Annotated in this window: 23 protein-coding genes, 1 tRNA gene and 2 pseudogenes; 9 read left to right on the forward strand and 17 right to left on the reverse strand. The window is 67.3% G+C overall.

Translation table 11 applies throughout. From position 1 onward, the window contains the following. Entirely contained in the window at positions 1-1,800 is a 1,800-nt protein-coding gene (locus tag NL115_RS05085) for a threonyl-tRNA synthetase editing domain-containing protein (protein WP_254832119.1), read from the forward strand. A 110-nt stretch (positions 1,801-1,910) separates the two neighbouring features. Here NL115_RS05085 and NL115_RS05090 read toward each other — a convergent pair whose 3' ends face one another. The 3 genes from NL115_RS05090 to NL115_RS05100 form a co-directional block, all read right to left on the reverse strand. Next, positions 1,911-2,393 carry an HTH domain-containing protein gene (locus NL115_RS05090; RefSeq protein ID WP_254832120.1) on the reverse strand — a complete coding sequence of 161 codons (483 nt, stop codon included), beginning with the start codon at positions 2,391-2,393 and terminating at the stop codon, positions 1,911-1,913. Positions 2,394-2,527: 134 nt separating this feature from the next. After that, on the reverse strand, positions 2,528-4,189 hold the full coding sequence (locus NL115_RS05095) for a class I adenylate-forming enzyme family protein (protein ID WP_254832121.1): 1,662 nt from the start codon (positions 4,187-4,189) through the stop codon (positions 2,528-2,530). An 83-nt stretch (positions 4,190-4,272) separates the two neighbouring features. Next, complete coding sequence (locus NL115_RS05100; protein ID WP_254832122.1) at positions 4,273-4,737, reverse strand: PaaI family thioesterase; 465 nt, start codon at positions 4,735-4,737, stop codon at positions 4,273-4,275. Between the two features lie 880 nt (positions 4,738-5,617). On the opposite strand from NL115_RS05100, the gene cmk reads away from it, so the two are divergent. Both cmk and NL115_RS05110 read left to right on the forward strand, forming a co-directional pair. Continuing rightward, positions 5,618-6,196 (forward strand): (d)CMP kinase, encoded by a 579-nt coding sequence (gene cmk, locus NL115_RS05105; RefSeq protein ID WP_254832123.1) that lies wholly within the window; start codon positions 5,618-5,620, stop codon positions 6,194-6,196. Between the two features lies 1 nt (position 6,197). Next, a complete protein-coding gene (locus NL115_RS05110; protein WP_254832124.1) occupies positions 6,198-7,178 on the forward strand; it encodes an RNA-guided pseudouridylation complex pseudouridine synthase subunit Cbf5 in 981 nt (326 codons plus the stop codon). Between the two features lie 30 nt (positions 7,179-7,208). Here the strand turns inward: NL115_RS05110 and NL115_RS05115 are convergent, their stop codons facing one another. Next, the gene (locus tag NL115_RS05115; protein WP_254832125.1) at positions 7,209-8,228 is read right to left on the reverse strand and encodes a response regulator; all 1,020 of its coding nucleotides are present in this window, start codon (positions 8,226-8,228) and stop codon (positions 7,209-7,211) included. A gap of 148 nt (positions 8,229-8,376) precedes the next feature. After that, positions 8,377-9,279, reverse strand: coding sequence for a mechanosensitive ion channel family protein (locus NL115_RS05120; protein ID WP_254832126.1), 903 nt, complete (start codon positions 9,277-9,279; stop codon positions 8,377-8,379). Positions 9,280-9,375: 96 nt separating this feature from the next. Here NL115_RS05120 and NL115_RS05125 point away from each other — a divergent pair. Next, positions 9,376-9,446: transfer RNA gene (locus NL115_RS05125), tRNA-Pro, on the forward strand. Positions 9,447-10,142: 696 nt separating this feature from the next. Here NL115_RS05125 and NL115_RS05130 read toward each other — a convergent pair. From NL115_RS05130 to NL115_RS20590, 7 genes and pseudogenes are all read right to left on the reverse strand, one after another. Then, complete coding sequence (locus tag NL115_RS05130) at positions 10,143-10,877, reverse strand: CBS domain-containing protein (protein ID WP_254832127.1); 735 nt, start codon at positions 10,875-10,877, stop codon at positions 10,143-10,145. A gap of 162 nt (positions 10,878-11,039) precedes the next feature. Continuing rightward, positions 11,040-11,195, reverse strand: a pseudogene (locus tag NL115_RS05135) (helix-turn-helix domain-containing protein); the annotation flags it as partial. Positions 11,196-11,487: 292 nt separating this feature from the next. Further along, entirely contained in the window at positions 11,488-12,432 is a 945-nt protein-coding gene (locus NL115_RS05140; protein WP_254832128.1) for a CPBP family intramembrane glutamic endopeptidase, read from the reverse strand. 315 nt (positions 12,433-12,747) lie between these two features. Continuing rightward, positions 12,748-13,389 (reverse strand): cysteine hydrolase family protein, encoded by a 642-nt coding sequence (locus NL115_RS05145; protein ID WP_254832129.1) that lies wholly within the window; start codon positions 13,387-13,389, stop codon positions 12,748-12,750. Between the two features lie 227 nt (positions 13,390-13,616). After that, the gene (locus tag NL115_RS05150) at positions 13,617-14,168 is read right to left on the reverse strand and encodes a hypothetical protein (protein WP_254832130.1); all 552 of its coding nucleotides are present in this window, start codon (positions 14,166-14,168) and stop codon (positions 13,617-13,619) included. A gap of 41 nt (positions 14,169-14,209) precedes the next feature. Next, positions 14,210-14,761, reverse strand: coding sequence for a hypothetical protein (locus tag NL115_RS05155; protein WP_254832131.1), 552 nt, complete (start codon positions 14,759-14,761; stop codon positions 14,210-14,212). Positions 14,762-15,127: 366 nt separating this feature from the next. Beyond that, complete coding sequence (locus NL115_RS20590) at positions 15,128-15,262, reverse strand: hypothetical protein (protein ID WP_286667919.1); 135 nt, start codon at positions 15,260-15,262, stop codon at positions 15,128-15,130. A 6-nt stretch (positions 15,263-15,268) separates the two neighbouring features. Here NL115_RS20590 and NL115_RS05160 point away from each other — a divergent pair, with 6 nt between their 5' ends. Continuing rightward, entirely contained in the window at positions 15,269-15,439 is a 171-nt protein-coding gene (locus NL115_RS05160) for a hypothetical protein (RefSeq protein ID WP_254832132.1), read from the forward strand. 148 nt (positions 15,440-15,587) lie between these two features. Here the strand turns inward: NL115_RS05160 and NL115_RS05165 are convergent. Further along, positions 15,588-16,208, reverse strand: a pseudogene (locus NL115_RS05165) (IS6 family transposase); the annotation flags it as partial. 96 nt (positions 16,209-16,304) lie between these two features. Between NL115_RS05165 and NL115_RS05170 the strand changes: the two are divergent. Next, complete coding sequence (locus NL115_RS05170; protein ID WP_254832133.1) at positions 16,305-16,646, forward strand: DUF1330 domain-containing protein; 342 nt, start codon at positions 16,305-16,307, stop codon at positions 16,644-16,646. Positions 16,647-16,673: 27 nt separating this feature from the next. Here NL115_RS05170 and NL115_RS05175 read toward each other — a convergent pair whose 3' ends face one another. Continuing rightward, on the reverse strand, positions 16,674-18,941 hold the full coding sequence (locus NL115_RS05175) for a DUF7289 family protein (protein ID WP_254832134.1): 2,268 nt from the start codon (positions 18,939-18,941) through the stop codon (positions 16,674-16,676). Between the two features lie 202 nt (positions 18,942-19,143). Between NL115_RS05175 and NL115_RS05180 the strand changes: the two genes are divergently transcribed. The 3 genes from NL115_RS05180 (at position 19,144) to NL115_RS05190 (ending at position 22,236) form a co-directional block, all read left to right on the forward strand. Next, on the forward strand, positions 19,144-20,205 hold the full coding sequence (locus NL115_RS05180) for a zinc-dependent alcohol dehydrogenase family protein (protein WP_254832135.1): 1,062 nt from the start codon (positions 19,144-19,146) through the stop codon (positions 20,203-20,205). A 208-nt stretch (positions 20,206-20,413) separates the two neighbouring features. Further along, entirely contained in the window at positions 20,414-21,910 is a 1,497-nt protein-coding gene (locus NL115_RS05185; protein ID WP_254832136.1) for a glycoside hydrolase family protein, read from the forward strand. Between the two features lie 158 nt (positions 21,911-22,068). After that, positions 22,069-22,236: a hypothetical protein gene (locus NL115_RS05190; RefSeq protein ID WP_254832137.1), complete on the forward strand. Its 168-nt coding sequence runs from the start codon at positions 22,069-22,071 to the stop codon at positions 22,234-22,236. A gap of 68 nt (positions 22,237-22,304) precedes the next feature. Here NL115_RS05190 and NL115_RS05195 read toward each other — a convergent pair whose 3' ends face one another. From NL115_RS05195 to NL115_RS05205, 3 genes are all read right to left on the reverse strand, one after another. Then, the gene (locus NL115_RS05195) at positions 22,305-22,721 is read right to left on the reverse strand and encodes a hypothetical protein (RefSeq protein WP_254832138.1); all 417 of its coding nucleotides are present in this window, start codon (positions 22,719-22,721) and stop codon (positions 22,305-22,307) included. Positions 22,722-22,859: 138 nt separating this feature from the next. Further along, positions 22,860-25,226: a PAS domain S-box protein gene (locus NL115_RS05200; protein ID WP_254832139.1), complete on the reverse strand. Its 2,367-nt coding sequence runs from the start codon at positions 25,224-25,226 to the stop codon at positions 22,860-22,862. A gap of 32 nt (positions 25,227-25,258) precedes the next feature. After that, a complete protein-coding gene (locus NL115_RS05205) occupies positions 25,259-26,002 on the reverse strand; it encodes a histidine kinase N-terminal 7TM domain-containing protein (RefSeq protein WP_254832140.1) in 744 nt (247 codons plus the stop codon). Between the last annotated feature and the right edge of the window lie 3 nt (positions 26,003-26,005).

Genomic DNA, 26,005 nt, shown 5'->3' on the forward strand with positions numbered 1-26,005 from the left:
ATGCGCGTCCTGGACGTCCACGCCGACCACTGCTCGTTCGAGACGGTCGCCGCGCCGCCCGCCGAGGACGCCCCCGACCCCGAGGAGCCGACCCCCGACCCGACCGACGCACCCCCGGCCCCGCGCGAGGGTGGGTTCGACGACTGTCTCGTCGCCTTCGTCGCCATAGAGGGCGACGACGCACACGACCCCGGCGCGGTCGCGGCCGAGGCTGCCGACCACCTCCTCGACCGGGCCGACGACCTCCGGCTCTCGCGGGTGCTCGTCTACCCATGCCCGGCGCTCGGCGAGCGACCGAGCGACCACGAGACGAGCGTCGCGTGCTGTCGGGCGCTCGCGCGAGCGCTCGACGACCGCGGGGCCGACGACGGGGACGGCCTCGACGTGCTCCGGGCGCCCGTCGGCTGGCACCACGCACTCGCGCTTTCGACCGCCGGTCACCCGTTCGCCGAATCGGTGACCCGGTTCACGGGCGCGGTCGAGGTGCAGGCGGTCGAGTCCGAGTGGACCGTCGTCGCCGACGGTGAGCGTCGCGACATCGAGACTTCGCGCCGGGACCTCGACACCGACACGCGCGCGGCGTTCGACCTCGCGATTGACGGGCCCACGGTCGACCACCTCGTCGCGCGTGGCGACGGGGACGGGCAACCGCCCCTGGCCGAACCCGACGGCCTCGGTGGCCGCCGCCTGCTTCCCGCCGGCCGCCTCGTCCGGGACCTGCTAGACGACCGGGTCCACGAGCGGCTGCTGGGAGCGGGCGTCGCGCCCGTCGAGACCGCCGTCACGTACGACCCGTCGGACCCCGAAGTGGCCCGGCTGCTGGGCGCGCTGGGAACCGTCGGCGCGTACCCGGAGCGTGGCGCGCGGCTCCGCCCCTCGGCACGACTCGGTGCCCTCGCGTTCCTCCGGGACGTGGACCTCGAATCCGGGGACTGCCCGCTCCGCCTGGGCGAAACCGGCCCCGAGGAGCGCGATGGGAGCGCGACGACCGTCCCGACCGCGCACGCGGTGACGGCCGACCGCGACGCGGCGTGGGACGCCCTCGTCGAGTTCGCCACGCTCGCCACGGCGCTGAGCCGTGACTGCGGGCTCGGCGCCGCCCCGGTCTGTTACGCCGGCGGCGCGGTCCCACCGGACCGACTCGACGACCTCGCTGCGGCGCTCGACCGCCCGCTGCTGGTCCACCGGGACGCCGCCGCGGACGACGACTCGGCACGGGTCCGCCTCGAGTTCCACGACGCACGGCGCGACCCCGGCGACGCACCCCACGTTCGACTGGACCCGGGGCTCGCGGAGCGAGCGGACATCGCGTTCGCCGGGGGTGGGAACGAGGCCGATGGCGGAGACGAGGCCCCCGACCACCCGGTCATCGTCGACTGCGCGCCGCTCGGGAGCCTCGACGGGACCCGCCGCGCGTGCTGGGACGACCCCCCGGCCTGGCTCGTCCCGACGCAGGTCCGGTTCGTGACGGTCGACGGCGACGACCGTGACCGGGCGACGGCGCTCGCGGACGAGGTGTCGGCCGCCGGCCTCCGGGCCGACGTCGACGACCGCCCGCTCCCGGTCGGCGAGCGACTCGACCGGGCCGAGCGCGACCGCGTCCCGTTCGTCGCCGTGGTCGGTGACCGCGAGGCCGACACGGAGTCCCTGAAGGTCTGGGACCGACGCGAGGGGACCGAACGGTCGCTATCGGCCGAGGGCCTCGCGGCCCTCGTCGAGGAGGTGGTCGAGGGGTTCCCCCGGCGCGAGCGGTACCTGCCGGTGCTGGTGGAAGACGGGCCGCTCTGGGGCAAGGAGTGAGCCAGGGAACAGAGCGATTCTACTCGGCTAAAGGGCGCAGATTACGACTCAATTCCCCATTTTCAGTTTCTAGAAGAAATTATGTTAAAATTAGGTGAATACCAGTAATGTCACTGCGCGACGAGCCGCTTCTCGGTCGGTTCCACCGCCGCGAGCAGGTCGTCGACGGTGACGTGGTCGTCGTCGACCTGGACGGGGGCGACCCCGACGAGTTCGTCGCCACGGGTGGCCGCCAGCGCCACCGTCGGGAGCGAGAGCAGCCGGCAGTTCCGGTCGGTGAACGCACAGGCCGTCTCGCGGGTCTCGAACCCGACCAGTTCCGCGCCGTGGCGTGCGGCCCAGTCACGGAAGTCGGCGACCTCGTCGAGGACGAACCGCGCCGGCGGCGTCTCGGCGAGCGGCCCCTCGAGACCGACGGCGTCGCCCCAGATGTGGACGGTCGTGTCGATGGCCTCGTCGAGGTCGTCCAGCTGGGCGACGAGCTCCTCGACCCGCCCGCCGTCGCTATCGGGCGAGAGCGAGCGGACGAACAGGTGGACGGCCGTCACCGGCGGGCGATCGGTGCCGAACGCCTGGCTCGAGGAGAGGTTCATGTGAGAGAGTACCAAATGCGGTAGCTTAACCGTTTCTCCCGTGTTCGACACCGACCCACACGGGGTGGTGGGAGAGCCCGCTACCCACCACCCAGCGGCGTTCGCGGGGGCTGTCCTCGACCGGGGATGGCTGCCTACAGTTCCTCGCTGGAGGAGAGCGGCCCGCCCAGTCGCTCCGCGGCCTCGTCCTCCAACTTGTAGCGCTGGACCTTCCGGGTGCCCGAGCGCGGGAGTTCGTCGACGAAGAACACCCGCCGCGGGTGGGCGTACGTGGGGACACGGTCGAGCGCGAACTCGCGGAGCGACCGCTCCGTTATCTCGTCGGGGTCAGCGTCGTTCTCGAGGACGACGAACGCGACCGGGGCCTGCCCCTTCACCTCGTGGTCGGCACCGACCACCGCGGCCTCGGCGACGGCAGGGTGGTCGAACAGCGCGTTCTCCACCTCGGCCGGGTAGACGTTCTCCCCGCCGACGATTATCATGTCGTCCGCGCGGTCGACCATCCAGAGGAAGCGGTCCTCGTCGACGCGCGCGATGTCGTCCGTGTAGAACCAGCCCTCGTCGTCGAACACCTGCTCGTTCTTCTCGGGCAGGTTGTGGTACCCCTGGAACACCTGCGGGCCACGCACCGCCATCTCACCGGTGAACGAGTCCTCGTCGTCGAAGTCGACGTGCTCCTCGATATCGACGGGGGCCTGCGGGTCGAGCAGGGCGGCGTCGACGCGGGTCTCGCCCGTGACGGGGTCGACCAGTTTCAGTTCGATATCGGGGCTCGGGCGGCCGATACAGCCGGCGCCCTTGATGACGCCCCGGACGGAGTTCGTCGTGCCCGCGGGCGTGGTCTCGGTCATCCCCCAGCCCTCGATGAGCTGGGCGCCGAACATCTCCTCGACGCGGTCGCGGGTGTCGTCGGCGAGCGGGGCCGCGCCCGACCCGACCGTCTCGATACTGGAGAGGTCGTACGCCTCGGGGCTGGACTCGTACTCGTTCAGCATCTCGATGAAGATGGCCGGGATGCCCGCGAACTCCGTCACGTCGTGCTCGTCGATGGCCCCGAGCAGCTGCGAGGCGACGGGCAGCGTCTTCAGGACGATCTCGGCGCCGTTGTACAGCCCGTTGATGAGCACGACGCTCAGCCCGTACATGTGGAACAGCGGCAGCACGAGCAGCGCCGTGTTCTCCTCGGGGTCGCCCGCGCCGGTCTTCGTGTACGAGCGCGCCGTCGTCAGGACGTTCCGGTGCGATGTCAGCACACCCTTCGGGTCGCCGGTCGTTCCCGAGGTGTAGCACTGCAGGCAGACATCCTCGAAGTCACGTTCGGGCCGGTCGAATTCGGCGCTCGCGCCGTCGACGTGTGCGTCGTAATCCCGCAGGCCGGCGTCCTCGTTGCCGCCGGGGATGAGCGTCGTCTCGACGTGCGCGGAGAGGTCCGTGACGACCGACGGGAACACCTCCGACCCCACGAGCACCTCCACGCCGGCGTCGTCCAGGATGTACTCCAGCCGCCCCTTGTCCATCCGGTGGTTGAGCGGGACGGCGACGGCGCCCGTGCGGACGATACCGAAGAACGTCTCCGGGAACTGCAGCGAGTTGGCGATGTACATCGCCACGCGGTCGCCCGGCTCGACGCCGAGGTCCACGAGCGCGTTCGCCACCTGGTCGGCGCGCCGGTCGAGGTCGGCGTAGGAGTACTCCTGCCCGCGGTACTCCAGTGCCAGTTTCTCATCGTATCGGTCAGCCCCCATCGCCGGAATCGCCCCGACGTGCCGGAGCGGTTCCTGCTGGTGGTACTTCATGTGACACGGTGACGCGGAGCCCCCCGACTAAACTCTGACCCCTGTTCTGCCGGTACCGTTTTAACCGACGGCCATCGCGCCGACTACTCCCGGACGTACCCGACATCCTCGTCGAGTTCGACGCGGCTCCGGGCGAACCGGCCCGTACCCCGTGCGATCTCGTTGCCCTCGCCGTCCTCGGCGATGGCACTGGCGAGCAGCTGGTTCGGGTTCGCGTTCACGACGACCCCCTCCGCCCGGACGGTCCCCTCGCTGACGGGCCGCTCGAAGTGGACGTCGAACCCAGTCGTGAGGACGAACACGTCCTCGACGAGGGAGTTGACGGCGAAGAAGGCGGCGTCGTCGAGCGCCTTGAAGTAGTACGAGCCGTGCATCCCGCCGGCCGCGTGGTGAGTGGACTCGTCGACATCGAACTCCAGCATCGCCTCGGCGGTGTCGATACTGAGCGTGGGGTCGAGCCGGTCGTTGCAGGGGGCCTCGTGGTACATCTCCTCGAGCGCGCGGAAGTGGGCCGGGTCGGGGCCGCTCGTGTCGTCTTCGTCGGTCATACCGTGTCGGGTGGCGGGCGCGGGGAAAACGGTGCCGGGACCGGGGCGATGGCACGGGCGAGATAGCTGTGAAGCCCTCGCCCGCTCGACCCGTGACGAGGCCGACAGTGATGACGGAATCCTCTTGAAAGCCCCCGCCCGCTCGACGTTCCGGGGCTCGTTGCGCTCCTCAGTCGCTCACTTCGTTCGCTCCCTGCGGTGCTTACGTCGCCCGGGAACGGTCGAGCGGCCGGCCCCTGTCAGTCCCGACCTGTTGCTGGGTTGGCTGAGCGTGTGCGCGTGGTGGTTCCGGGCGAGCAGGGGGCCCCACACCTCCCCGCGCAGGCGTCCTCAGAATCGGAGATTCTGAGGGGCTGCGGGAGAGCTCCGCTCTCCCGAACGCCGCGAGTGTTCCGACACGCTCGCTCCGCTCGCGGTCTCCACGGGGATGGCGCCCGCGCGCTTCCTGGTCCCGGAACCAGCCCGCCGAGAACCACTCTCCGGCCGGGAGCGCGTGCCGAGGCCCTTGTGGCCGAGTGCCGCGCGACCTGGGGAAGGGCAGGGCCACAGCGCCCATGACACAACTGACTCCTGGCGGACTCGAAGGGCGAGCGCTCTCGACGACGGCGGCCGACGTAAGCACCGCAGGGCGCCTCTGGCGCCCGAGGAGCGCAGCGAGGCCCCCGAGTCGAGAGCGCGAGGGCTTCGTAGGTGGCTCCGTTGTAGTCGCTGTCACCGTGAGAGAGCGCGAGGGCTTCGTAGGTGGCTCCGTTGTCGTGATCGTCGGGGCGGGCGTGTGCCAGTTCGTCGGGCCAGTCGTGGTCCAGTGCCACCCCGCCACACGCCCGCAAACTGCCCCCGCAAGGACAACGATTTTGAACGCCACCGACCCAGAGAGCACATGTTGATTACCATCTCCGGCCCCGCAGGCAGTGGGAAATCCACTGCGGCGGCCGGACTCGCCGAGGCGCTCGGCTACGAGCACGTCAGCGGGGGTGACATCTTCCGGGCGCTGGCCGACGAGCGCGGGATGACGCCGCTCGAGTTGAACCGCGCCGCCGAGGAGGACGACGCAATCGACCGCGACCTGGACCGCCGGCTCCGCGAGACCGCCAGCGAGCGCGACGACCTCGTCCTCGAGTCGCGGCTGGCGGGCTGGATGGCCGGCGAGCACGCCGACTTCAAGATGTGGCTGAACGCGCCGCTCGCGGTCCGGGCCCAGCGCATCGCCGAGCGCGAGGACAAGGCCGTCGAGCGGGCCCGCGAGGAGACCCGCGCCCGCGCCGAGTCCGAAGCCTCGCGCTATCGGGAGTACTACGGCATCGACATCGAGGACCTCTCCATCTACGACCTCGTCCTGAACACCTCCCGCCTCGACCCCGACGGCGTCGTCGGCGCGCTCCGCGCCGTCGTCGAGGCGTACACGCCCGAGGGCGACGAGGGGAAGACCCCCGTCGAGGGCATCCGGTACGAGTTCTGAGATGACCGGCGACGCCGACGCGACCGTCGACATCGACCTCCGTCCCGCACCGGACGAGCGCTCGGTCCCCGAACTGCTGGCGTTCGGCGTCTGTAACCTCGACAAGCCGCCCGGCCCCTCTGCCCACCAGGTCGCAGCGTGGGCGCGTGACCTCACCGACGACGCGCTCGCCACAGCGGGCGCCGACGAGACCGTCGACCGCGCGGCCCACGCGGGGACGCTCGACCCGAAGGTGACGGGCTGTCTGCCGCTGATGCTCGGCGATGCGACCCGCCTCGCCCAGGCGTTCGACGACGCCGACAAGGAGTACGTCGCCGTCCTCGAACTCCACCGCCCGGCACCCGCCGACCTCGAGGAGACGGTCGCCGAGTTCAAGGCCCCCCTGCTCCAGAAACCACCACGGAAATCGGCCGTGAGCCGGCGCCTCCGCACCCGGACCGTCCACGAGCTGGCCCTCCTCGAACGCGAGGACCGGCGCGCACTGCTGCGCATCGAGTGCGAGGCCGGCACCTACGTCCGGAAGCTCTGTCACGACCTCGGGCTGGCGCTGGGGACGGGCGCGAACATGGGCGACCTCCGCCGGACCGCGACCGGCACCTTCGACGACACCGACCTCGTGACGCTCCACGACTACATCGACGCGCTTGCGGTCTGGCACGAGGACGGCCACGAAGGGCCAATCCGGGAGGTGGTCCGGCCGGCCGAGCGAACGCTCCGGCACCTCCCGCGCGTGACGGTCGCGCCCAGCGCCGCCCGGCAGGTGGCCACCGGCGCCCCCGTCTACGCACCCGGCGTGCTGGGCATCGAGCCGCCCGCGGAGGGGCCAAACGCCGGTGAGGTACCCGCCCCTGGGGACAGCGAGGACGCGCCGCTCGTGGCCGGCTACGCCCCGAGCGGCACGGCCGTCTGTCTCGGCCGGCTCGTGGGCGACCCCGACGCCGAGCGCGGCGTCGTGGTCGACCTCGAGCGCGTCCTCGTGTAGTGGCCTCGGCACGCGCCGGCGGCGCGGCGGCTACCGGACCGCGCGGTCGATCCGGTCGGCGAGCACGACGTACGGGTCGGTGCCGACGCCCTTCTCGACGTAGTCGGTGACATCGTCGAGGATGGCCCGCTTCGCCACGTCCTCGCTGCCCTGCCCGGTGAACAGGATGAAGGGAAGGTCGGGGTGGGACTCACGAACCTGCTGGAGCAGCTCGATACCGTTGGTTCTGGGCATCCGGAAGTCGCTCACGATACAGTCGAACGAGCCACGCTCGAGCTGCTCCAGGGCGTCAGCCGGGCGCTGGGTGGTGGTGACCGAGAGCCGGTCGGACTGCCGCCGAAGGAACACCTCCGCCAGCTCCAGTGCGTCCGGTTCGTCGTCCACGAGAAGCACCTCGGCGTGGTCGTCCGACGGCGCCGTGCCCTCGTCAGGTGCCACCATCCGCAACGGTGACTGGATGTACCGCCCGAACAGGTTGAACAGTCGGGGCGATGGGAGCCGCGCCGTGGTCATCGCGGGCCGTCCCTCCCGGCGCCAGTAGAGCGAGATGACAGGCCGCGCGTCGCCCTCGCCACTCTGGGACCGGAACCTTGTCAGGTCGTCGCGCGAGACCGTGAGTACGGGAGCGCCCGCCTCGTCCTCGACCCGGAGCCGGGTTGCGCTCACCCGCAGCGAGAGGTCCGACCGCTCGAACTTCCGACTCCCACCCTCCGTGTGTCGGACCGCAACGGGAGTCTCATCGAGCAGTACGCCGAACAGTGCGTGCTGGAACCGGAACAGCGTCTCCGCTCGCCCCTCGATGGAGACCAGTTGCCGGCGGCTCTCGGCGGTGAACGCGATGGTCACCGTCTCTGTCGCGTCGGCCTCGACCAGCGGCGAGACGTCCTGTGCGATGTCGAAGACCCGGTCGAGTGGAATCCGTCGTGTCGTCCCACCGGTGGCGAGAACGAGTCCGGCCGGCCGGAGGACGACCCGCGACCGCTCGGTCGTGTCGCTGGAGCCGCTGAAGGAAATTCGGGCCCCGAACTCCGCGATGGTCGACTCGCCCACGGTTGGCCTGTATCGGTGCGGAGCGCCTATCAATTCTCCTGCGACTCACTCCCGTGAACCGACCGGAATCGACATATGCCCGGCCACGCCGCGGCGCCCCACCGTACGGACCGGACCAGGAGTCGCGAGTCGGTCGCCAGCGACGGTGTCAGTCGCCGACGGTCGCCTCGCCCCTCTTCTCCATCTCCACGTCGATGCCCCCGAGCAACTGCTGGTGGGGGTACGGCATATCGATCTCCTCGGCGTCACAGCGCTCCTTGACGGCCTGGACGTACTCCGAGCGAACCTTCGCCCAGTCCGAGCGCGAGGGGTTCGCGATCCAGAACCGCGACTGGATGCCGACGTACGAGTCCGCGAGTTCGGTCACGCGCGTCGAGGGCGCGGGCTCGTCGAGGATGTCGTCGTGGCGCTTGGCCTCCTCGACGATGACGGCCTGCGCATGGTCGAGGTCGTCACCGTAGCCGACGCCGAAGGTGAACGGGACCCGGAGCTTGTCCTTCGCGACGGGATTGGTGATGGCCGTGTTCGCGAGTTCCGAGTTGGGGACCGTCACGAGTTCGTTGTTGAACGTCCGGACCCGCGAGACGCGGAAGCTGATATCCTCGATGATACCCGTCCGGTCGTTCCACTCGACCCAGTCACCGATACGGATCTTCGGGTCCGCGATGAGGAACACGCCGGAGACGAGGTTGCCGATGATATCCTGTGAGGCGAAGCCGATGGCCAGCGTCAGCGCCGCGGCGATGGTCGCCAGCGACGTGAGCAGGTCGCCGAAGCCGGCGATGGCGAACCCGACCGCGACGGCCACGAAGACGACCGCCGCGAGCGTCAGCTTCCGGGCCGGCTTCGCCAGCGTCGGCTCGATGTCACGGGCCTGCAACAGGCGCGTGACGACCGGGACGACGACGATGCGGCCGAGCAGGTAGAACACCACGACCGTCAGGACGAACACGAGGAGGTCGCCGGCGAACGCTACCGCGCCCGCCGCCAGGTTGTTGAACAGCGTGTCGATGCGTTGCCCCAGCGTCTGTACCGGCAGGGTCGGGAGCATACGCCCCGGCAGACTCGGCGCGGGGCCGTAATGGTAGTGGCCCCGGCGACCGAAACGACACGCTCTTTACCCGGACCCGCCTTCGCTCGGATGCAAGGGACCGTGGGGTAGTGGTATCCTCTGCGGATGGGGTCCGTAGGACCCGAGTTCAATTCTCGGCGGTCCCGTTCTCGACTTCGGAGCGACAGTACCCTTAGCTGCGCTCGTAGTCTCTCAGGCCGTAACTCCGAACCCCCGGTGAGGGTCGCTGCGACCCTCTCCAGCGGCGGTCAGAACGGGGGTGTCGAGCGAGATCGAGGCGACGCCGACACCGGGTCGGCGCTCAGTTGACAAGCAGCTGGGCGTTTGAGTTTCTCGCACGGATCGCGATGGGTGGGTTACCCCGGTTCAGCGGCAGTTCCTGGGCGCCGTGTTCACAACGCCTTCTGTACGGGACGCGACCGCATCGCGCTCCGCGCGACTGGCGACCGGGAGAAGCTGCTCGACCAGGCGAGAGGTGCCATCGATGCCGACGCTGATGCCGAGGTGATCGACGCCGCGCTCCAGCACTCGTCGAGACCGTCGAGAACTACGAGGCGGTGAAACGCGAGGTTGACGCCGAACTGGCCGAGCAGCTCCCGACCGAGGTCGTTCGGCTCACGCTCTACCCGCAGGTGCGGACCGATTGACAGCCGGCGACCAGGGTGATTGCTGACACCTTTCGAACGCCGTGCTGAATAGAGTGCGCGCGTTGGGTCTGGGAGCGATTGCCGCCAACACTACCCCTCTACCGAAAGCGTCTCAATTCACAGAGCCTGCGTCAGTTGACATAGTTGTCGTCAGGTTAGGTGATAGCTAGACCGACCCACCCACAGATTGAGAAGTTACACCGAAGAAAAGTACGACTGGCCGAATCTGAGCAGGTCCCGGTCGAATTCCTCCGGGTCGTCGATTCGAAAGTGGAAGAGCTGGTTTCGCATGTCTCCGATTTCGAACACCAGCTCTCGAATCACGTCCTGTTGATCGTCGAAGAGCGATTCAAACTCCTCCCAGTGAATCGATATAAACTGGGCATAGTGTGCGTAACTGCAATGCTCGATCGACGCCGGTGTCGGCAGTGGGTGTTCTTCGTCGAACGTTTCGGCCAACTGCTCCGACAGGGAGTCTCCGAACACTCGCGTGAAGATGTCACGCAACTGCATTTCGATCGATTCGATCAACAGAAACGGTTCGAGCATCTGCTTCAACCGTGTGAGGAGGTCGTAGTCGGTCAGAATGTTCCACTCGCCCTCTCGATTGACCACGATATACGTGTACTCTGCGAGTGCATCGAATACGGCCAAGAGGTTCTCGTCCTCGCTGATGGTGTGTGCATCTTCAACTGCGGCCCCGACCGAGATGTTATCGAGCGTTTTGTGCCCGACCTCCAGTTGATGGAATGCAAGGAGCGTCCGGACGACTGACCTGTAAGTGACAATTCCGACCAACTCACCGTCGCGTTCGACACCGATCTGTGTATAGCTGTACTCGAACATCCGACGGAGTGCCGATTCGAGGCCGAGATCGTATTCGACGGTCTGGAGAGTATTCTCGATAGGTAGGTCGGCGACTGTGTACATGGACGGATGGAGAGTTGGGTCGCAGATAACTATACATATCGGCACCCCTCCAGAGCACCGCTTCGTCGGCGTGATGACTACTCTCGGAAGTGGTCTCACCGGTACTGGCAGCGAGTAGTTACGTTCCCCAGCCGACGTTCCATGCATCGCGAGAGCCCTGTATCAGGAGCGGAAGGCCTCGAACACTCGGGGCTCGATCTTCTGGAGGTGTTCACCCACCGTCCCGACGGACAGCCCCAATCGGTCGGCAATGTCCCGATGAGTCGCCTCACGTTGCACGGTATAGTACCCGAGTTCGAGGGCGATCTCGAGCACTTCTCGCTGACGCTCTCGTCAGCGGTGACAAGCCATGCTGACTACACCCTCTGCATCGGTCACGTCGGTACTGACAGACGATGGGGAGTTCGAAACGGTATTGCTGCATGCAGCGCGCGTATCGGTCACGAAAGCCGAATCAAGAGTTCCCTGAGCGAATCATCCGATAGAGCGCGTGGAGCAGTCCCCCATCAGTATGTACCGGTACAATCGAGAAGACGACCCAAACGGTAAGAAGCTATGAGGTGGATTCTATGATACGCTCCCGGCATCTGCTCAACCGAACACGGCAGTTTCACGCTTCAGTACGGGACCAGGGACTCAGAGGACCACCTGTCGTAATTTGCTCATCAGCAAGGAGCCGATCGTGTACCAGACACGCTGCAATGCCAAACAGCGCGGCCACGATTCCGACGACGCCAAAGGAGGAAATCACGAGCTCGCTCTCGTTTACCAGGAACACCGACGTGAATACACCCAGGGTGAATGAGCCATGAAAAAACGTCGCGGCGAGCACCGACTGGGCCCGGACGGTCAGGTAGGTGTAAATCGGCGACAAAGCCACGGTTGTGACAGTCATCGTGAATATCCCGACCACTGGTTGGTTCGGGAACTGGAGTCCGAGAAGGATGAGCGGGGTATGCCAGATTCCCCAGACCAAACCCGTCCATAGCGACAGTTTCCAGAATCCGAGTGGTGCCAACTCCGTAAGCAACAGCCCCCGCCAGCCGAGTTCTTCGCCGAGGGCGGCGAGCGCGAAGAGCGTCCCCCCGAGGACGAGTCCCAGTCCGGCCAAGAGGACGACTACCGGAACGCCGGTCTGTTCCAGTTCGGCAATCGTGTCAACGGCTTCCGCCTCCGTGAAGCCGAGTTCGAGCAAGAACGCCGAATACTCTGTCGTAAACGTCGTGCCCGGAAGCACAAGACCGACGCCAATCATCGCGGCAGTAAGCCCAACCGGTGCTACCCAGGCGAGGCGAATCCACCGAATGCGCCCTCGGTAAAGACCAGTTCCCTTCCGAATGGATGCTCGGCGATACCGGAGAAGTGTAATTGCCGCGATGGCAGGGGCCCCCATGAAGACAAGAGTGCCAATGCCCTGCCCGGCGCTACTTCCGATATCGACGTCGGCGAAATAGAGCACAGCCACACCACCCCAGGAGATGGCAAACGTGAGGACGAGTAACTCCGATACTTTTCGAATATCTACCGGGGGTTGTCGTAACGTTCTTTCTGACATGTAGATGTGTTCGTTCAATACAGTGATAACACTGGGGGCGACGATTGATACGCACGCATACTGTGTTGGCGGTTCACGGCCCTCAGAGGTGAAAGCACATCCACTCGAACAGTTCTACGATACCTACGAACGTCACCAGGTCCGGATAGAGGACCCACCGGCAACTATGCCCAGGATATCCGACGAAACCCGAACGAATAGCACACCAGGAGCTCGTGGTGCATACAGCCTCTGAGTCGGTCACGCTGGTACTGACAGCGTTCTGCCACGAACCTCACCGGCTGCAGGCCGCGTACTCATCTCTCCAGCCAGTACCTATTCTGAAATCCATTCGATCGTGTCAGCAGTGCCCTGGACGGTCACGCCGATGTTCTCCAATTCCCGGATACCGCGTTCATATACCCTGGAGGTCGCGTCGGGAACGAAAACCAGCCGATAATCCCGCTCGCTTGCTTCGTAGATTGTCGTTCGCGGACAGTTCGGGAAGTTACACCCACAGGCGACGACCGTATCCACCGACCGTGCAGCGAGAAAGTCCTCCAATCCGGTTCGATAGAACGCGCTCCAGCGGGGTTTGTACATAATCCATTCTTGTGAGCCGATCTCCTGAAAGTCACCGCGGAGCAGCGCCTCGGAATCGATACGCACGTCGGCCGATGGTTTCAATTCCTCAACGAGCTCGGCGCCGTCAGTTCCAGGCTGGACGATTTCAGCCCCGGCTTCAATCGTTGCCCGCCTGCACTGATCGACGTTTGACCCGTCCTCCTTGTACAACCGGACGACATTAACGATCGGTGCGTCCGCAGACCGAAACGCCTCGGCGAGACGCTTCATCTGTGATACTGCCTGAGCGGTCCCCTCAATCTCTGCCGGAGCACCGGGCAACGTGAAGTCGTTTTGCGTATCGATGGTAAGCAGAACCGAACTCCCCGGACGGGGCTCGATATACTCGTCCATGCCCCGCAGTGGTGTGCCAGTTCGGTTAAATCAGGGGTGCTGCGTACACCCTCTGCATCGGTCAGGCCGATACTGATTGCGAGTAGTCACGCCTTCTGACCGGTACTGAATACAGCGCGCGAGTCGGTCAGACTCAAGCGGACATCCGCCCGCGATGCGGGAACTGGCGGGCCCCAGGGGCCGGCTGGTGAGAGAGCTTCCGAAAGAGAACTCGCGCGCGAGGATGGTCACACGTCCAGTTGCCGCTCGAACTCGAAGGTCGCCGCGGCGCCCCCCGCCGCCTGCGGTTTCAGGACCACTGTCACCTGCCCATCGTTGTTCTGGACCTTCCGGCCGCCGCCGAGCCCCGGGTCGACGTTCTTCGTAATCTCCGACTTCCGGCTCCGGGCGCCGACATCACCGATCGACTGGGTGCCCTCGTAGACCTGGTCGCCGCCGGTAGACACCGTGATCCCGACCGTCACATCCGCTGCCGGCGCCATCCCGCGGTTCGTGATGGTGTAGGTCACCGTCCGGCAGGTGAACCCGCACTGGCTGGTACTCTCGGCGAGGCTGGCGTCGAACTCGACGCCCGCGGGCGTGGGCGTCGGACCGCCGGTCGGTGTCGACGCGCCCGTCTCCCCGCCCGTTGCCGTGGCGTCCGTGGTCGGCGCTTCTGTGGGCGTGAGTGTTTGCTGGTCCGGCGTCGATTCGGGCGTGTCACCGTCGCTCGACGTGTCGTTGCACCCCGAGAGCGCGACCGCGGCGGCGAGACTTCCCAGGAGGGCCCGTCGGCGCATGCTCGTGTGTCTCGCCTCCAGCGGATAGGTTTACCGTCCGTTCAGGACGGAATCGACCCCGTCCGATTCGGCCCACTCGCGCCGGGGCGAGGTCGGCATCGGTACTCCACTCGGCTGCGAACCTGCATCACGCCCCGACCACCACCGCGTGCCCACAGGCGGCACAGTAACCGCCATCCACACTGACGGCCTCGTGCGTGCTGGGCCGGAGCAGTTCCTCTACTGCAGGCCGTCCAGTATCCGCGCCGGTCGTCGGCCGTCGGGTAGACGAGGATGAGCAGTGGCACCAGAACCATCGTCCACACCGTTGGCGAGAGCGTGGGAATCGTATAGAAGGTCGTGTAGAGGTAGCTGGCCAGCCCCAGGAGCGGCGCAAACACGACCGTCGGGGCGACCGGACCCAGCCGCGCCGCGGTCGGCGAGCCGTCCAGGCCGTACGTGGCGGTGACGGAGGGCGCCGGCCACTCGATGGTGAGCGACACCGTCTCGGCATGCCGGGCGTGGACGACGTAGTGGGCACCTTCGTGGAGTGCATACACGGCGGCGCACGCGAGCAGATAGCCGCCGATGAGGGCGAGGGGATTCCAGACCATGGGATGCTCAGGGGGGTGTGGGGGCTGACACAGATTGATGCTTCTATCGCGGCAGTCTCGGGACTTTTCCACGAAGGCGGGCTGGCTGAGCCCGGCCCCTGCACCACGCTTTTGAGTCGTCCTCCGGTGGGCCTACGTCCAATGTCACGGTCGGTACCCGTCCAATGCCCGAGCTGCGGCTGGACCGGTACAGAGGCAGAGTTAGCCAAGCGGGGGCGGACCTACCATTGCCCCGTCTGCGACGACGAAATCCCGGTCGAGTGAGCAGCCGGCGTGTGACGACTCTTACGCCCCAAGGCTGACAGGGCGCGTGGCGATACCCCGGCCGGGATTCGGGCGCTGAAACACGCCGCCGAGCGGCCCCCCTCAAGCGGTGTCGACCGCACCAGTGGGGCCGCAATCGCCGAGGAGGTGCCCGAGGCCCGGGCGGAGATCCGCCAGCAGACCATCTAGAACCTCACCCATCGGTAGCGCGTTCTGTTCGAAGTAATCGAAGAGCATGGAGAGGTGTCGGCCAGTGACCTGTACGCGGCGTACGAGAAGCGGGTCGAGGAGCCGTGCTCGGAGCGCCAGCGGCGCAACTATCTCACGGAACTGGAGTGGTACAACCTCATCGGGCGGGAGGGTGAGCGCCGGTGGGCGACGTATCGGGTCGTCGAGGGGCCCGTGCAGTCGTAGCCCGGGGCTGGTCGGTGGGGAACGAACGCAGGAAGGGTTGGTTACAGCTCTACGCGTTCGGGCCGGTCCACTTGCCGAGCGTGGCCGTGTCGCCGCCGTTCGAGGAGGACCAGAGGACCCGAATCGTTGGGTCGTGGTAAGTTTGGCATCGATTCCACCAGACGGCGAAGGTTTGCAGCCACGACTCAGCTGAGCGTAGCGACGCGTTGCTGAACGTATTGGAGAACAAAGATATTCGCCGTTTTACCCCCCTAAAGATACGTGCAGCGCTGTTCCGATTTCCGTGGCGAACCGTGTGAAATCGCAAGCCGAGTCGCTCAAGGACGCTAGCGAGTGTCGGCGCAGCATCGACGAGGAACGTGGCCTGCTCGACCTGCTGTTGTTCGCGGAGTTCACGCACGAACAGCACGGTGAGTTGCGTGGTTCGCGACCGAAACAGCCGTGCGTGGAGGATTTCGTTCGTCGCTGAATCGACGGCGGCGAACAGCCAGTGCCGTTCGTCGTTGACCTGAATCACGGTTTCGTCCACCGCGACGTGATTCGGCGAGCCGCCGCAGTTGGGCTGTAGGTCGGCCTTCTGCACCCAGTTGTGAATGGCGGTGCGGCTCCGTTCGACACCCAACCTCTCGAGAACCCGTTTGGTATTCGAAAGTGATAGTCTCGCGACGTGGAGGTGAATACCCACTTCGACGATTTCGCGGGGGGTCCGCTCGATGAATTCTAAGTCAATCCAGCTAGCACGGCCGCTGAGGCGTTCGAATTCGTCGATGAACACTTCGAACTCGAACGCCTCTTTCTCTAAGTTAACGCGACCCCACCCGGCCGCCCCCGCGATTTTATATCCGCTCCGTCCGCTGACGGACCGATGAACGAGAACGAGAACGAAAGCGAAGACGAAAGCGAGAACGGGACCGTCTACATCGTCGCACAGATCCAGGTCGAGGACTGGGACACCTACGAGTCCGACTACCTCCCGAAGACGCTCGAACGCATCACCGCACACGGCGGCGAGGTGCTGGTGGCGAGCGAGGCGGCCGAGGAACTGGAGGGGGAGTGGGACGGCAACTGGACGGTCATCATCGAGTTCCCGTCCGAGGCCGACGCCTACGCGTTCATGCAGGACGAGGAGTACGTCGAGGCGATGCGCGCGCGCCACGAGGCGGCCGCGTGGAACGACATCGCGATGCTCCCGGCGTTCGACGGCTGAGACGGGGGGTCGGGAATCCACGGCCCGCTACGGGTCGCTCCCGTCCGCAGCCGGGTCGTCGATGGTGTCACTGTCGCTGTTGCCCGCGGCGTCCTCGGCGACGACCGTGAACGAGTACGCGTCCCCATACGCGCCCTCCCGATGGTACGTCTCGGTCCCGCTGTAGGAGCTGTAGGTCTGGACGAGGCTCCCGTCCCGCCGGACCTCGACGGTCACCGAGTTGAGGTCGCCGTCGGCGTCGGAGGCGCCCCAGGAGATCTCGAACTCGGCGTGGTCCGTCGCGGCCTTGTTCTTGCAGCCCCCGTTCCCGTTCCCGGGGTTGACGTCCGAGCACTCGCTGTTGTCCGTTACCGAGAACGAGTCGACGGTCGGGGCGTTGTTGCCGCCGGGACCGGGGCTCGAGGCGGGGTAGTCCGCGGTCGCGGTCTCGGACTCGCTCTCGCTCGTGTCGACGGCCGTCACGCTGGACTCGTCCGGGAGGCTGTCGCAGTCGATCACCCCGGCGTCGCACGCGACCGTCGTGGTCGGGCCGGTCGTCGTCCGGTCGCGAGAGCCGTCGGCGTCGAAGTCCCAGTGGTACTCGTCGACCCGGTCGGCCTCCGTCGTGCCGCTGGCATCGAACCGGTACTCGTCGCCATCGCTCCGTTCGGAGACGGCGAGGTCCGCGATGATGGTCCGCCCCGGGAGCGTCACCGTCCCCTGTGTGGCGCTGGCCCCGTCGACATCGATGCGGTTGACCGAGATGTGCAGGTACGTGACCGGCGGCGGAAGCGCCGTCCCCGCGGGGAACCGCGGCTCGACCTTCCGGAGCCCCTCGCCGTAGTCGAAGCTCGTCCCCTGCTGGATGCTGGTCGGGCCGCCGATGATGGCGCCGTGTACATCGCCGCTCCCCTGGCCCACGCAGACATCGACATCGGTCGGGCAGGCCGAGGTGGCCGAGGTGAGTCCGTACTCCCCGACCGCCTCGTTCGACCCCTCGGCGGGCGCCTGGCGGGGGGCGTACACCGCACCCGTGAACCCCTTGCTCTGCCCCATCGCGAAGTGCATCTCAGAGGTTCCGTACAGCTGGAAGCGGCTGGCGTTCCCCGAGTCGACGCTCACCTCGGCCTGCCCGGTCGCCATCGCGACATCCCCGTTCGTGTAGATTCGGGCGTAGTGGTTCGTGTCCTGGCCGTTCTCGACGGCAATCTTCCCACCGTCCAGCCCGATGTTCCCGTCGACGAACAGCGTGACGTTGCCCGAGGAGAGATCGAGGGAGAGGGTGTCGCCGCTGAGACCGACCCCCTCGCTGTAGTACGCTCCCGAGGTGAGCGTCGTGTCGCCGGCGATGTTCGCGTCCGGGTGGTCGTCCTCGGCGTTGTCGAGGAGGACCTCGATGCCGGCGTCGAGGGCCATCCACCGCGTGTCGGTGTTCGTGGTGATGCAGTCCGAACCGCTCCCGGCGGCACACTCGATGCTCCCGTGCTTGTCGCTCACGCTCCCCGCCGAGACGACGGCCGTATCGACGGTCTTCGGGGTCTCCACGCCGATATCGCCGTCGGCGACGAGACCGTCGCGGTACGTTCCATCGAGGTCGAGGCGAGCGAGGTCCGCCTCGACGGTCCGGTTGTTGTGGTGGACCGTGACGGAGACGCCGTCGATGCGGTCGCGGAAGTAGTCCGCCCAGGCGACGTAGTGGTCGCTGGTGATGCTGACCGTGAGAATCTGCTCCCGGACGACGCCCGGACCGAGCCCCTGCCGGGAGCCGGCCGCCTGGAGGGTGACCTCCTCGCCGGTCCCGGCGTCGGCCGGGTTGGCGGCGACGAGGGGGAGCGTGAGCGTCCCCGCCCGGTAGTGGAATTCGGGCGGCGATATCATCCGGCTCGCGTTGCCCGTGCCGCGCCAGACGCCGCCACCCTGGTAGGCGACGACCTGGTCGCTCGTCTCCCGCGTGACGGTCCCGAGCGTCTGGTTGAGGTACTCGGTCCCGTCCTGGGCCTCGACGACGATGCGACCCGTCGCCGCCGCGGTGAGTGCACCCCCGCGACCGCTCCGGGTGAGGGGGACCGTCTGGACCTGGCTGTCACCCAGCGCGACCCGTGCCGCCTTCGCGTCGAGCTGCGTGAGCGCCGTCTCGGCCTGCCCCTGCTCGATGGTCCCCTCGATGTCGTTCAGTCCGGCCGCGCCGATAACGACCACCAGCGTGACGCCGAGCGCCGTGATACCCAGCAACAGCGCGACCCCGAGTACCGATGCCTGAGCCCGGCCGGCGTCCCCGCTCTCGTCCCCACGGCCGGCGTCCCCCGTGTGCAGCATTACTCGTCGTTGGCCACCGGAAATAAACAGGGGACCGACCACCACCCCCCGGACCGTCTATATCGGGGGGCACCCCCCGCAACGACCCGGACGGGGCGGCCACGTCTGGCGGAGCAACCACGACGGACGGGGCCGAACGCCGGTCGGGGATGAGCGTGCCCCCACCCGAACCCCTTTGTCACTCACACCCAACCGGGTAGCCATGCGTGCAGCAGTCCTGCGAGAACACGGCGAACCACTGGACGTGACCGAGGTCGACCCCCCGGAGCCGGACCCGGACGGCGTCGTCGTCGAGATCGAGGCGTGTGGCATCTGCCGGTCGGACTGGCACGGCTGGCAGGGTGACTGGGGCTGGCTCGGCCTCGAAACGTCGCCCGGACAGATCCTCGGCCACGAGCCCGCCGGCCACGTCGTCGCCGTCGGCGAGGAGGTCGAGAAGGTCCGCGAGGGTGACCACATCGCGGTCCCGTTCAATCTCGGCGACGGCACCTGCGAGCAGTGCCGCACCGGCCACGGGAACACCTGCGACAACACCACGCCGCTCGGATTCGTCGAGAGCGCACCCGGCGCGTTCGCCGAACTCCTGCACGTCCCCCACGCCGACCACAACGCCGTCCACCTGCCCGAGGGCGTCTCCTCGACCGATATGGCGGGACTGGGCTGTCGGTTCATGACCGCGTTCCACGGGCTGGCACACCAGGCGCCCGTCAGCGCGGGCGACTGGGTCGCGGTCCACGGCTGTGGCGGCGTCGGCCTCTCGGCGGTTCACATCGCGGACGCGCTCGGCGCGAACGTCGTCGCGGTCGACCTCGACGACGACAAGCTCTCGAAGGCCGCCGAGCTCGGCGCGACCGAGACGGTCAACGCCGGCGAGACCGAGCGCGTTCCACGGGAGATAAAGGGTATCTCCGACGGCGGCTGCCACGTCTCCGTCGACGCGCTCGGCATCGAGGAGACCTGCCGCAACTCCATCCTCGGGCTGGGCAAGCGCGGCACGCACGTCCAGATCGGCCTCACCACGGAGGCCGAGCAGGGTGACCTCTCCATCCCCTCGGACCTGATGGTGATGCAGGAGATCGAGTTCGTCGGCTCGCTGGGCCTGCCGCCGACGCGCTACGACGAGATTTTCCGGATGGTCGCGACGGACAAGATCACCCCGGGCGCCGTCGTCAGCGAGACCGTCGGACTGGAGGACGTCAGCGACAAACTCGCGGCGATGACCGACTTCGAGACCGAGGGCATCCCCGTCGTCGACTCGTTCTGAGCCGGGCGGCCTCGCGGTCCCTGGGCCACCCGGACCCGCGGAATCGGGGACGCTGGCCCATCCCATTCGGACACGGACACATAGCAATTACTAGTCACCCATGTCGAATGCTTCGCCATCAGCATCCGATTAGCAGGTATTTGACTCGATATTCACCAGAATCGTAGAAAATCCACTTAGGTGGTCCGTCCACAGAGCCGGTATCTCTATGGCCGGAGACAGTTCTCGACACCATCACGCGACGCCGACCCGACGCCGACTCATCAGGGGCGGCGCGGCCGCCGTGGGGACGGCAGGGTTCGCCGGGCAGGCGAGCGCCCTCGGCGAGGAGGCCGGGCACACGACCGACGACACCCTCGCGACGGGCGACCGCGAGGTCCGGGCCATCTACACGATGCCGAAGTGGTACTGGGACGGGCAGACGGTCGAGTCCAGCCGGCTGAAGATGACGCAGTTCCTCAACCGGGCCGAGGAGACGGGGCTGAACACCATCTACGCCTGGATAGAGAGCGACGGCCTCGCCTCGCTGCTGGGTGAACCGGCCTACGCGCAGTCACCGAAGTACGACTTCTGGAACCCGGACCGGGGCTGGGACCCGCTGGGTGAACTCATCGCCGGCGCCGCCCGGCGCGGTATCGAGGTCCACCTCTGGTACCCGTTCGTCCGGTACAAGCGCTCGATACTCCCCGTCCCGGAGTTCAACCCCGACCTAGAGGTACTCCCCCCAGGCGACCCCGGCTGGGCGGCGCTCAGCAAGTCGCAGTACGAGGCAGGCCACGACGACTCGACCGACATCGACGCCAACGCACTCTGTGCGAACAACTCGGCCGCGCGTGCGTGGACCCTCGAGACGCTGGCACGGGCGTTCGACCGCTATCCGATGCTCTCGGGGCTCCACATCGAGGAACCGGGCTACCTCGACGCCGAGCGGTGCGTCTGCCCCCGCTGCCGGACCCACTACGCCGATGTCTACGACGACGATCCGGAGAACTACGTGGACCACGTCTACGACACCAGAGAGCCGTACTTCGAGGACGACCTCGCGCTGCCGGTGAAGAACCACGGCACCGACGCCTTCGCCGAGGCCCTCTACGACTGGTGGACCTCGAGCCAGTCCACCGACGCCCTCTCGTACAACGGCGCGTGGCTCCCCGAGTTCGACGCCGTCCGCGGTCGCAACTGGCCGACCTGGTCCGAGGAGGGCTGGCTCCCCTACTACGCCCCGCAGATATACACGCAGGAGGTCGGCGTCTACCGCGACCGGCTGAAGGCGACGATGGAGGCGCTCACGGGCACCGTCGTCGTGCCGGTGACGGGGCTGCGGTGGGGCACCGAGGCCACCGCCCGCAACGACGTGGCGACCGTGGCCGACCAGGTCGAACTCGTCCGGTCGATGGACGGCTACGCCGACATCGTCACCGGCGGGACGGGGCTGTTCCTGGGCTCGGCACTCACGCCCGAGATGACCGTCGGCCTGCGAGCCGGCCCGTACACGCAGTCGGCCTCGCCCCACTGGTCCGACGGCTCGAACGAGCAGTCGTCCAGGGACGCGACACTCGCAGCGCTGCGCGAACAGGAGCCGTTCGCGTTCACCAGCCACTGGCCCGAGGACGTCCCGCTCCGCTCGACGATGGGCGGCGACGGCTCGGTCGAGACGAGCGACGGCGGGCGGGTCGACATGAGCGGCATCACCGAGACGGTCTGAGTGGTGACGGATGCGGGGGGACTCGACCGACCCGTCGTCGCTCGCGACGTGGGGCAGCCGTGAGCGCGGGCGTCGTCACCAGATGGTGCCCGGTAAAAGAACCCACCGGCAACCGAAGCCACAACCCATACACAGTTTCCAGCCGTTGTTACGGTATCATGACCACAGAGACCCGCGCGGACGAGATCGCCGTCTCGGACACCGGTCCCGGCCCTGCCGCCGAGACGTGCGACCTCTGCGGTGCGGTCGTCCAGCCCGACCCCGGCGAATCACGGTTCGAGGCCGTGGTCGCGCACTTCGAGACGGTCCACGTGGACCGGGACTGAACCCGGGGCTCGACGAGGAGGGAGATAGCCGCGTCAGACCGCAAAAATCAGTATCGGAAGCGTCGTCGTCAGGTGGTCTCCTCGACGAGGACTTCCAGTTTCGAGAACGAATCTATCGGCAGTTCGCTCGGGAAGTCGTACGTGACCGATGTCACCGAATCCTGCGTGAACGTCTTCCCGGTGTAGGTCTTGCTGTCCACGATGGTGCCGTCCGACTTCTTGATGGAGATGTGAACGTCGCCCGTGTGGTCGGTCATGCCGGTGTTGTTGACATCGACGGTGACGCCCGTCGCGTTGACGCCGGAGTACGAGAGACTCTGCGAGTCGATGGACAGGTTGGTCGAACCCGTGACCTGCCCCTCACCGGGAGCGACTTCGTTCGGATTGGCCTGGGAGATGGTCACCGCTGCCGCCGCGAGTCCGCCACCCACCACCAGCGCGACCAGACCGACCGCGATGGTCGAGGTCTTGATTGGGAAACTCATGTTGCACTGCTTCCTTCCGCTCGGCGACCCATCCTCGTGCGCACTAGCCTGTTACCCCCGTTCGCTCGGATGGCTTTCCAGCTAGACCGGGGCGAAGAACGGCCCGGTGTGGAGACGACGTTGCCGGCTACCGGTCGGTCACTCCGACTCCGAGTGGGACCCGGACGACAGGAGTTCGCCGAAGACGTGCCGCTGTGCGGCCCGGAGATGCGTGTGGAAGGTCGGCCCGGCGATGCCCAGGTCCGAAGCCAGGTCCTGTCCCGTCTGCACCCGGGGCGACTCGAAGTACCCGCCGTCGTAGGCCAGTTCCAGAATCTGCTGCTGGCGGTCGGTCAGCAGGTCGTCGAGTTGCGTCCCGAGCGCGGGCTGTGAGCGGCCGGTCCGCTGCTGGCGCGACCGCATCCGCACGGTGTCGTAGCTGTCGTCCAGCATCTTCACGAACGCCCGCACGTCGGTACTCTCCGGGACCTGCACGGTCAGCGTGCAGTGCTCGGGGGTCGCCGACAGGGATTCGAGGACGCTCCCGTGTGTCGCGAGCCTGTCGACGACGCCGTCCTCGGTGGTGCCGAGTTTCAGAATCGGCGTCTCACGGTCGCCAGTGACCCACTCCCAGTCGTCGATGGAGGAGAACCGCTCGCAGACGGCATCGACACGGTCGGTCTCTCCGCACGCCACGGAGAGATACATGGTGGACCTGCCGTCCTCGCGGGGCGTGATGCGCTCGAGCGTGATGGCCCGGTCCAGCGCCGCGGCGAACCGGCTGAAGAACTCGGTCTCGTCGGCGAGTTCGAGTTCGAGGTCCACGACCGGCGCGGCGAGCAGCGCCCGCTTGCGCTCGGCGGTGTTGATCGCCGCCCCGACCGTCTCGCCGAGTTCGCCGAGAACTCCCTCCTCCAGTTCGATGTTGTCGCTCCGGCGGCCCGAGTACAGCGCCAGCACCCCGTAGCGGGCGTTCTGGAAGCTCAGCGGAATCGCGATGACCGACTCGAAGCCCCGTGCCTGCGCTGCCTGGCGCCAGGGCTCGAACGCCGCGTCCGTGACCTCGTTCGTCTGGACCTGGTTCGTCCGTATCGCCCGTACGACGGGGGCCCGCTGCTCGTCGTCGAGCGATATCGATATCGCGTCCAGATACCCCTCGTCCGTCCCCGCGGCCGCTCTCGGGACAATCCGCTGGTGACCACGGTTGGGCGCCCCGATCCAGGCGAACTGGTACGGCCCGGCTCCGGCGAGCCGCTCACAGACGAGCGACTCCACCTCCGCCCGGGACTCCGCCGTGACGAGGGCCGCGTTGATCTCCCTGACCAGCCGGTTGGTCTGTGCGAGCATCGAGAGCTGCTCGCGCTGGGCGGTGAGCTGTCGCTCCCGTTCGCGGCGCTCGGCGATGTCGCGGGCGATGCCAGCGGCACCGATGACGGTCCCCGCCTCGTCGGTCAGCCGCCGGGTCCGCGCCTCGACCGGCAGCGTCTCGCCGCCCTTCGTCACCAGCGTCAGCTCCCGGGCGTCCTGGCCCTCGTCCAGCGCCGTCTGCAGCCCGGATTCGAGGGCCGGGATGTCCCGGCCGACGATGAGCCGGTCGAGGAACATCCCGTCGAGTTCGGCATCGGTGTAGCCGGTCGTCTCGGCGAGCGCCCGGTTCCACCGGATGAGCCGCCCGTCCGGGTCGACGACGTAGAACCCGTCGTTCAGCGTATCGAGCGCGTTCTCGATGAACCGTCGCTCCGACCGCAGCTCCCGCTCGGCCTCCCGGAGTTCGGTCACGTCGATGATGACCGCCTGTCCGACCGGTTCCCCGCGGAACTCACCGGGCGCCGTGGCGACCTGGATATCCCGGCAGGGCCCGTCGTCGGGGCAGACCGTCATCTGTGTCGGCCCGACCGTCTCCCCCTCCTCGATGACGCTGGCCAGTTCCGCCCGGGCGACCTCGCGGTCCGCGACCTCGATGTAGTCGAATATCGAATCGCCCTCGAGGTCGGCCGGGTGGTCGATACCGAGCAGGTCGGCGACGGCCTGGTTGGAGTAGAGAATCTCGCCCGTCCTGTCGAAGACGTTGATGGGCGCCGGTGACGCCTCCAGCAGGTTCCGGTAGCGCCGTTCGCCCTCGCTGGGCCCCGGCTCGCTGGCTGGCTCGCTGGACTGGAGAATATCGGTTACACGCTCGACCACGGCGTTCACGTCGGCTCTCGGGAGATATCCGTCCACGCCGGCCGCGACCGCCTCGCTCGCGACCTGCTCGTCGCCGTCGGTGGCGACCAGCACGAACGGGATGTCGGCATCCACGTCGCGAACGGCACGGAGGAACTCAAGCCCATCGCCGTCCGACAGCGAGTACCGGCTGACGACCACCTCGGCGACACCCTCCCTGACGAGTTCCAGCGCACGCTCGCGCGAATCGGCATCGTGCACGTCGAACGATATCCGCTCGGCCGCAGCGTTCACACGCTGCTCGGGGAGGTCGCTAGAGCCGACGTGGACGATGGTCGTGCCCGGACTCGCCGGACCGTGCATGATAGAAGGGCGCACACAGGGACGTAAAGAAGCTAGTCTTGACTGAACGTTCTCCAGACGGACCACTCCCGTTCGACGAACCAGGAGACCTGCTGGGCCTGGAACCACCCGATAGCACTGAGCGATGCCGCCAGCAGTGGTGCAACCGATGTTCCGCCCGGGGCAGCGACCGCGCTCCAGAGGACGCCAGCGACAGTCGCGGTCCCCGCGACCGTGTACAGCCGGGTGAACCGGACATCGGTTCCGCACTCCCACGCGGCGGCGAACAGGAGCGTCCCGCCGCCGAGCAGCACCACGAGCAGCTGGATGTGGAGCCAGTACCCCAGCTTCGGCGTGATGACGGCGAAGCCGGTCGTCAGCGTCAAGGGGTCGGGGATCTCCCAGTAGATGGTGTGAGCGGGCGCCGTCATCGCCAGGAGCATGTCGACACCCGTGAGGACGGCCGCGCCGCCGTACAGCAGCCGTCTGCGCGGAACGTTCGGCGTACTGCTCGCGGTGCAGGCGAAGAGGAACCAGCCGAGCGCGGCGAGCAGCGACCCGACGACCGACAGCGAGAGGAAGAACCCCTTCACCAGCGGCTGGGGGGAGAGGAGCTGTGCGGCGAGCATCGCGTTCCAGACGCTGATGCCCATCAGGAGCAGGATGTAGGCGAGCCCGTTGTCGCGACGGCGGTAGGCGATGGCGGTCGCGACGAACGGGTACGTCGACAGGAGGACCAGCACGGCGAACCCGCCGAGCAGTGCCTGGACGACCGCGTCGGCAACGATGGGGCTCATCCG

The organism is Haloglomus salinum, from assembly GCF_024298825.1.
GTDB classification, from domain to species: Archaea; Halobacteriota; Halobacteria; order Halobacteriales; family Haloarculaceae; genus Haloglomus; species Haloglomus salinum.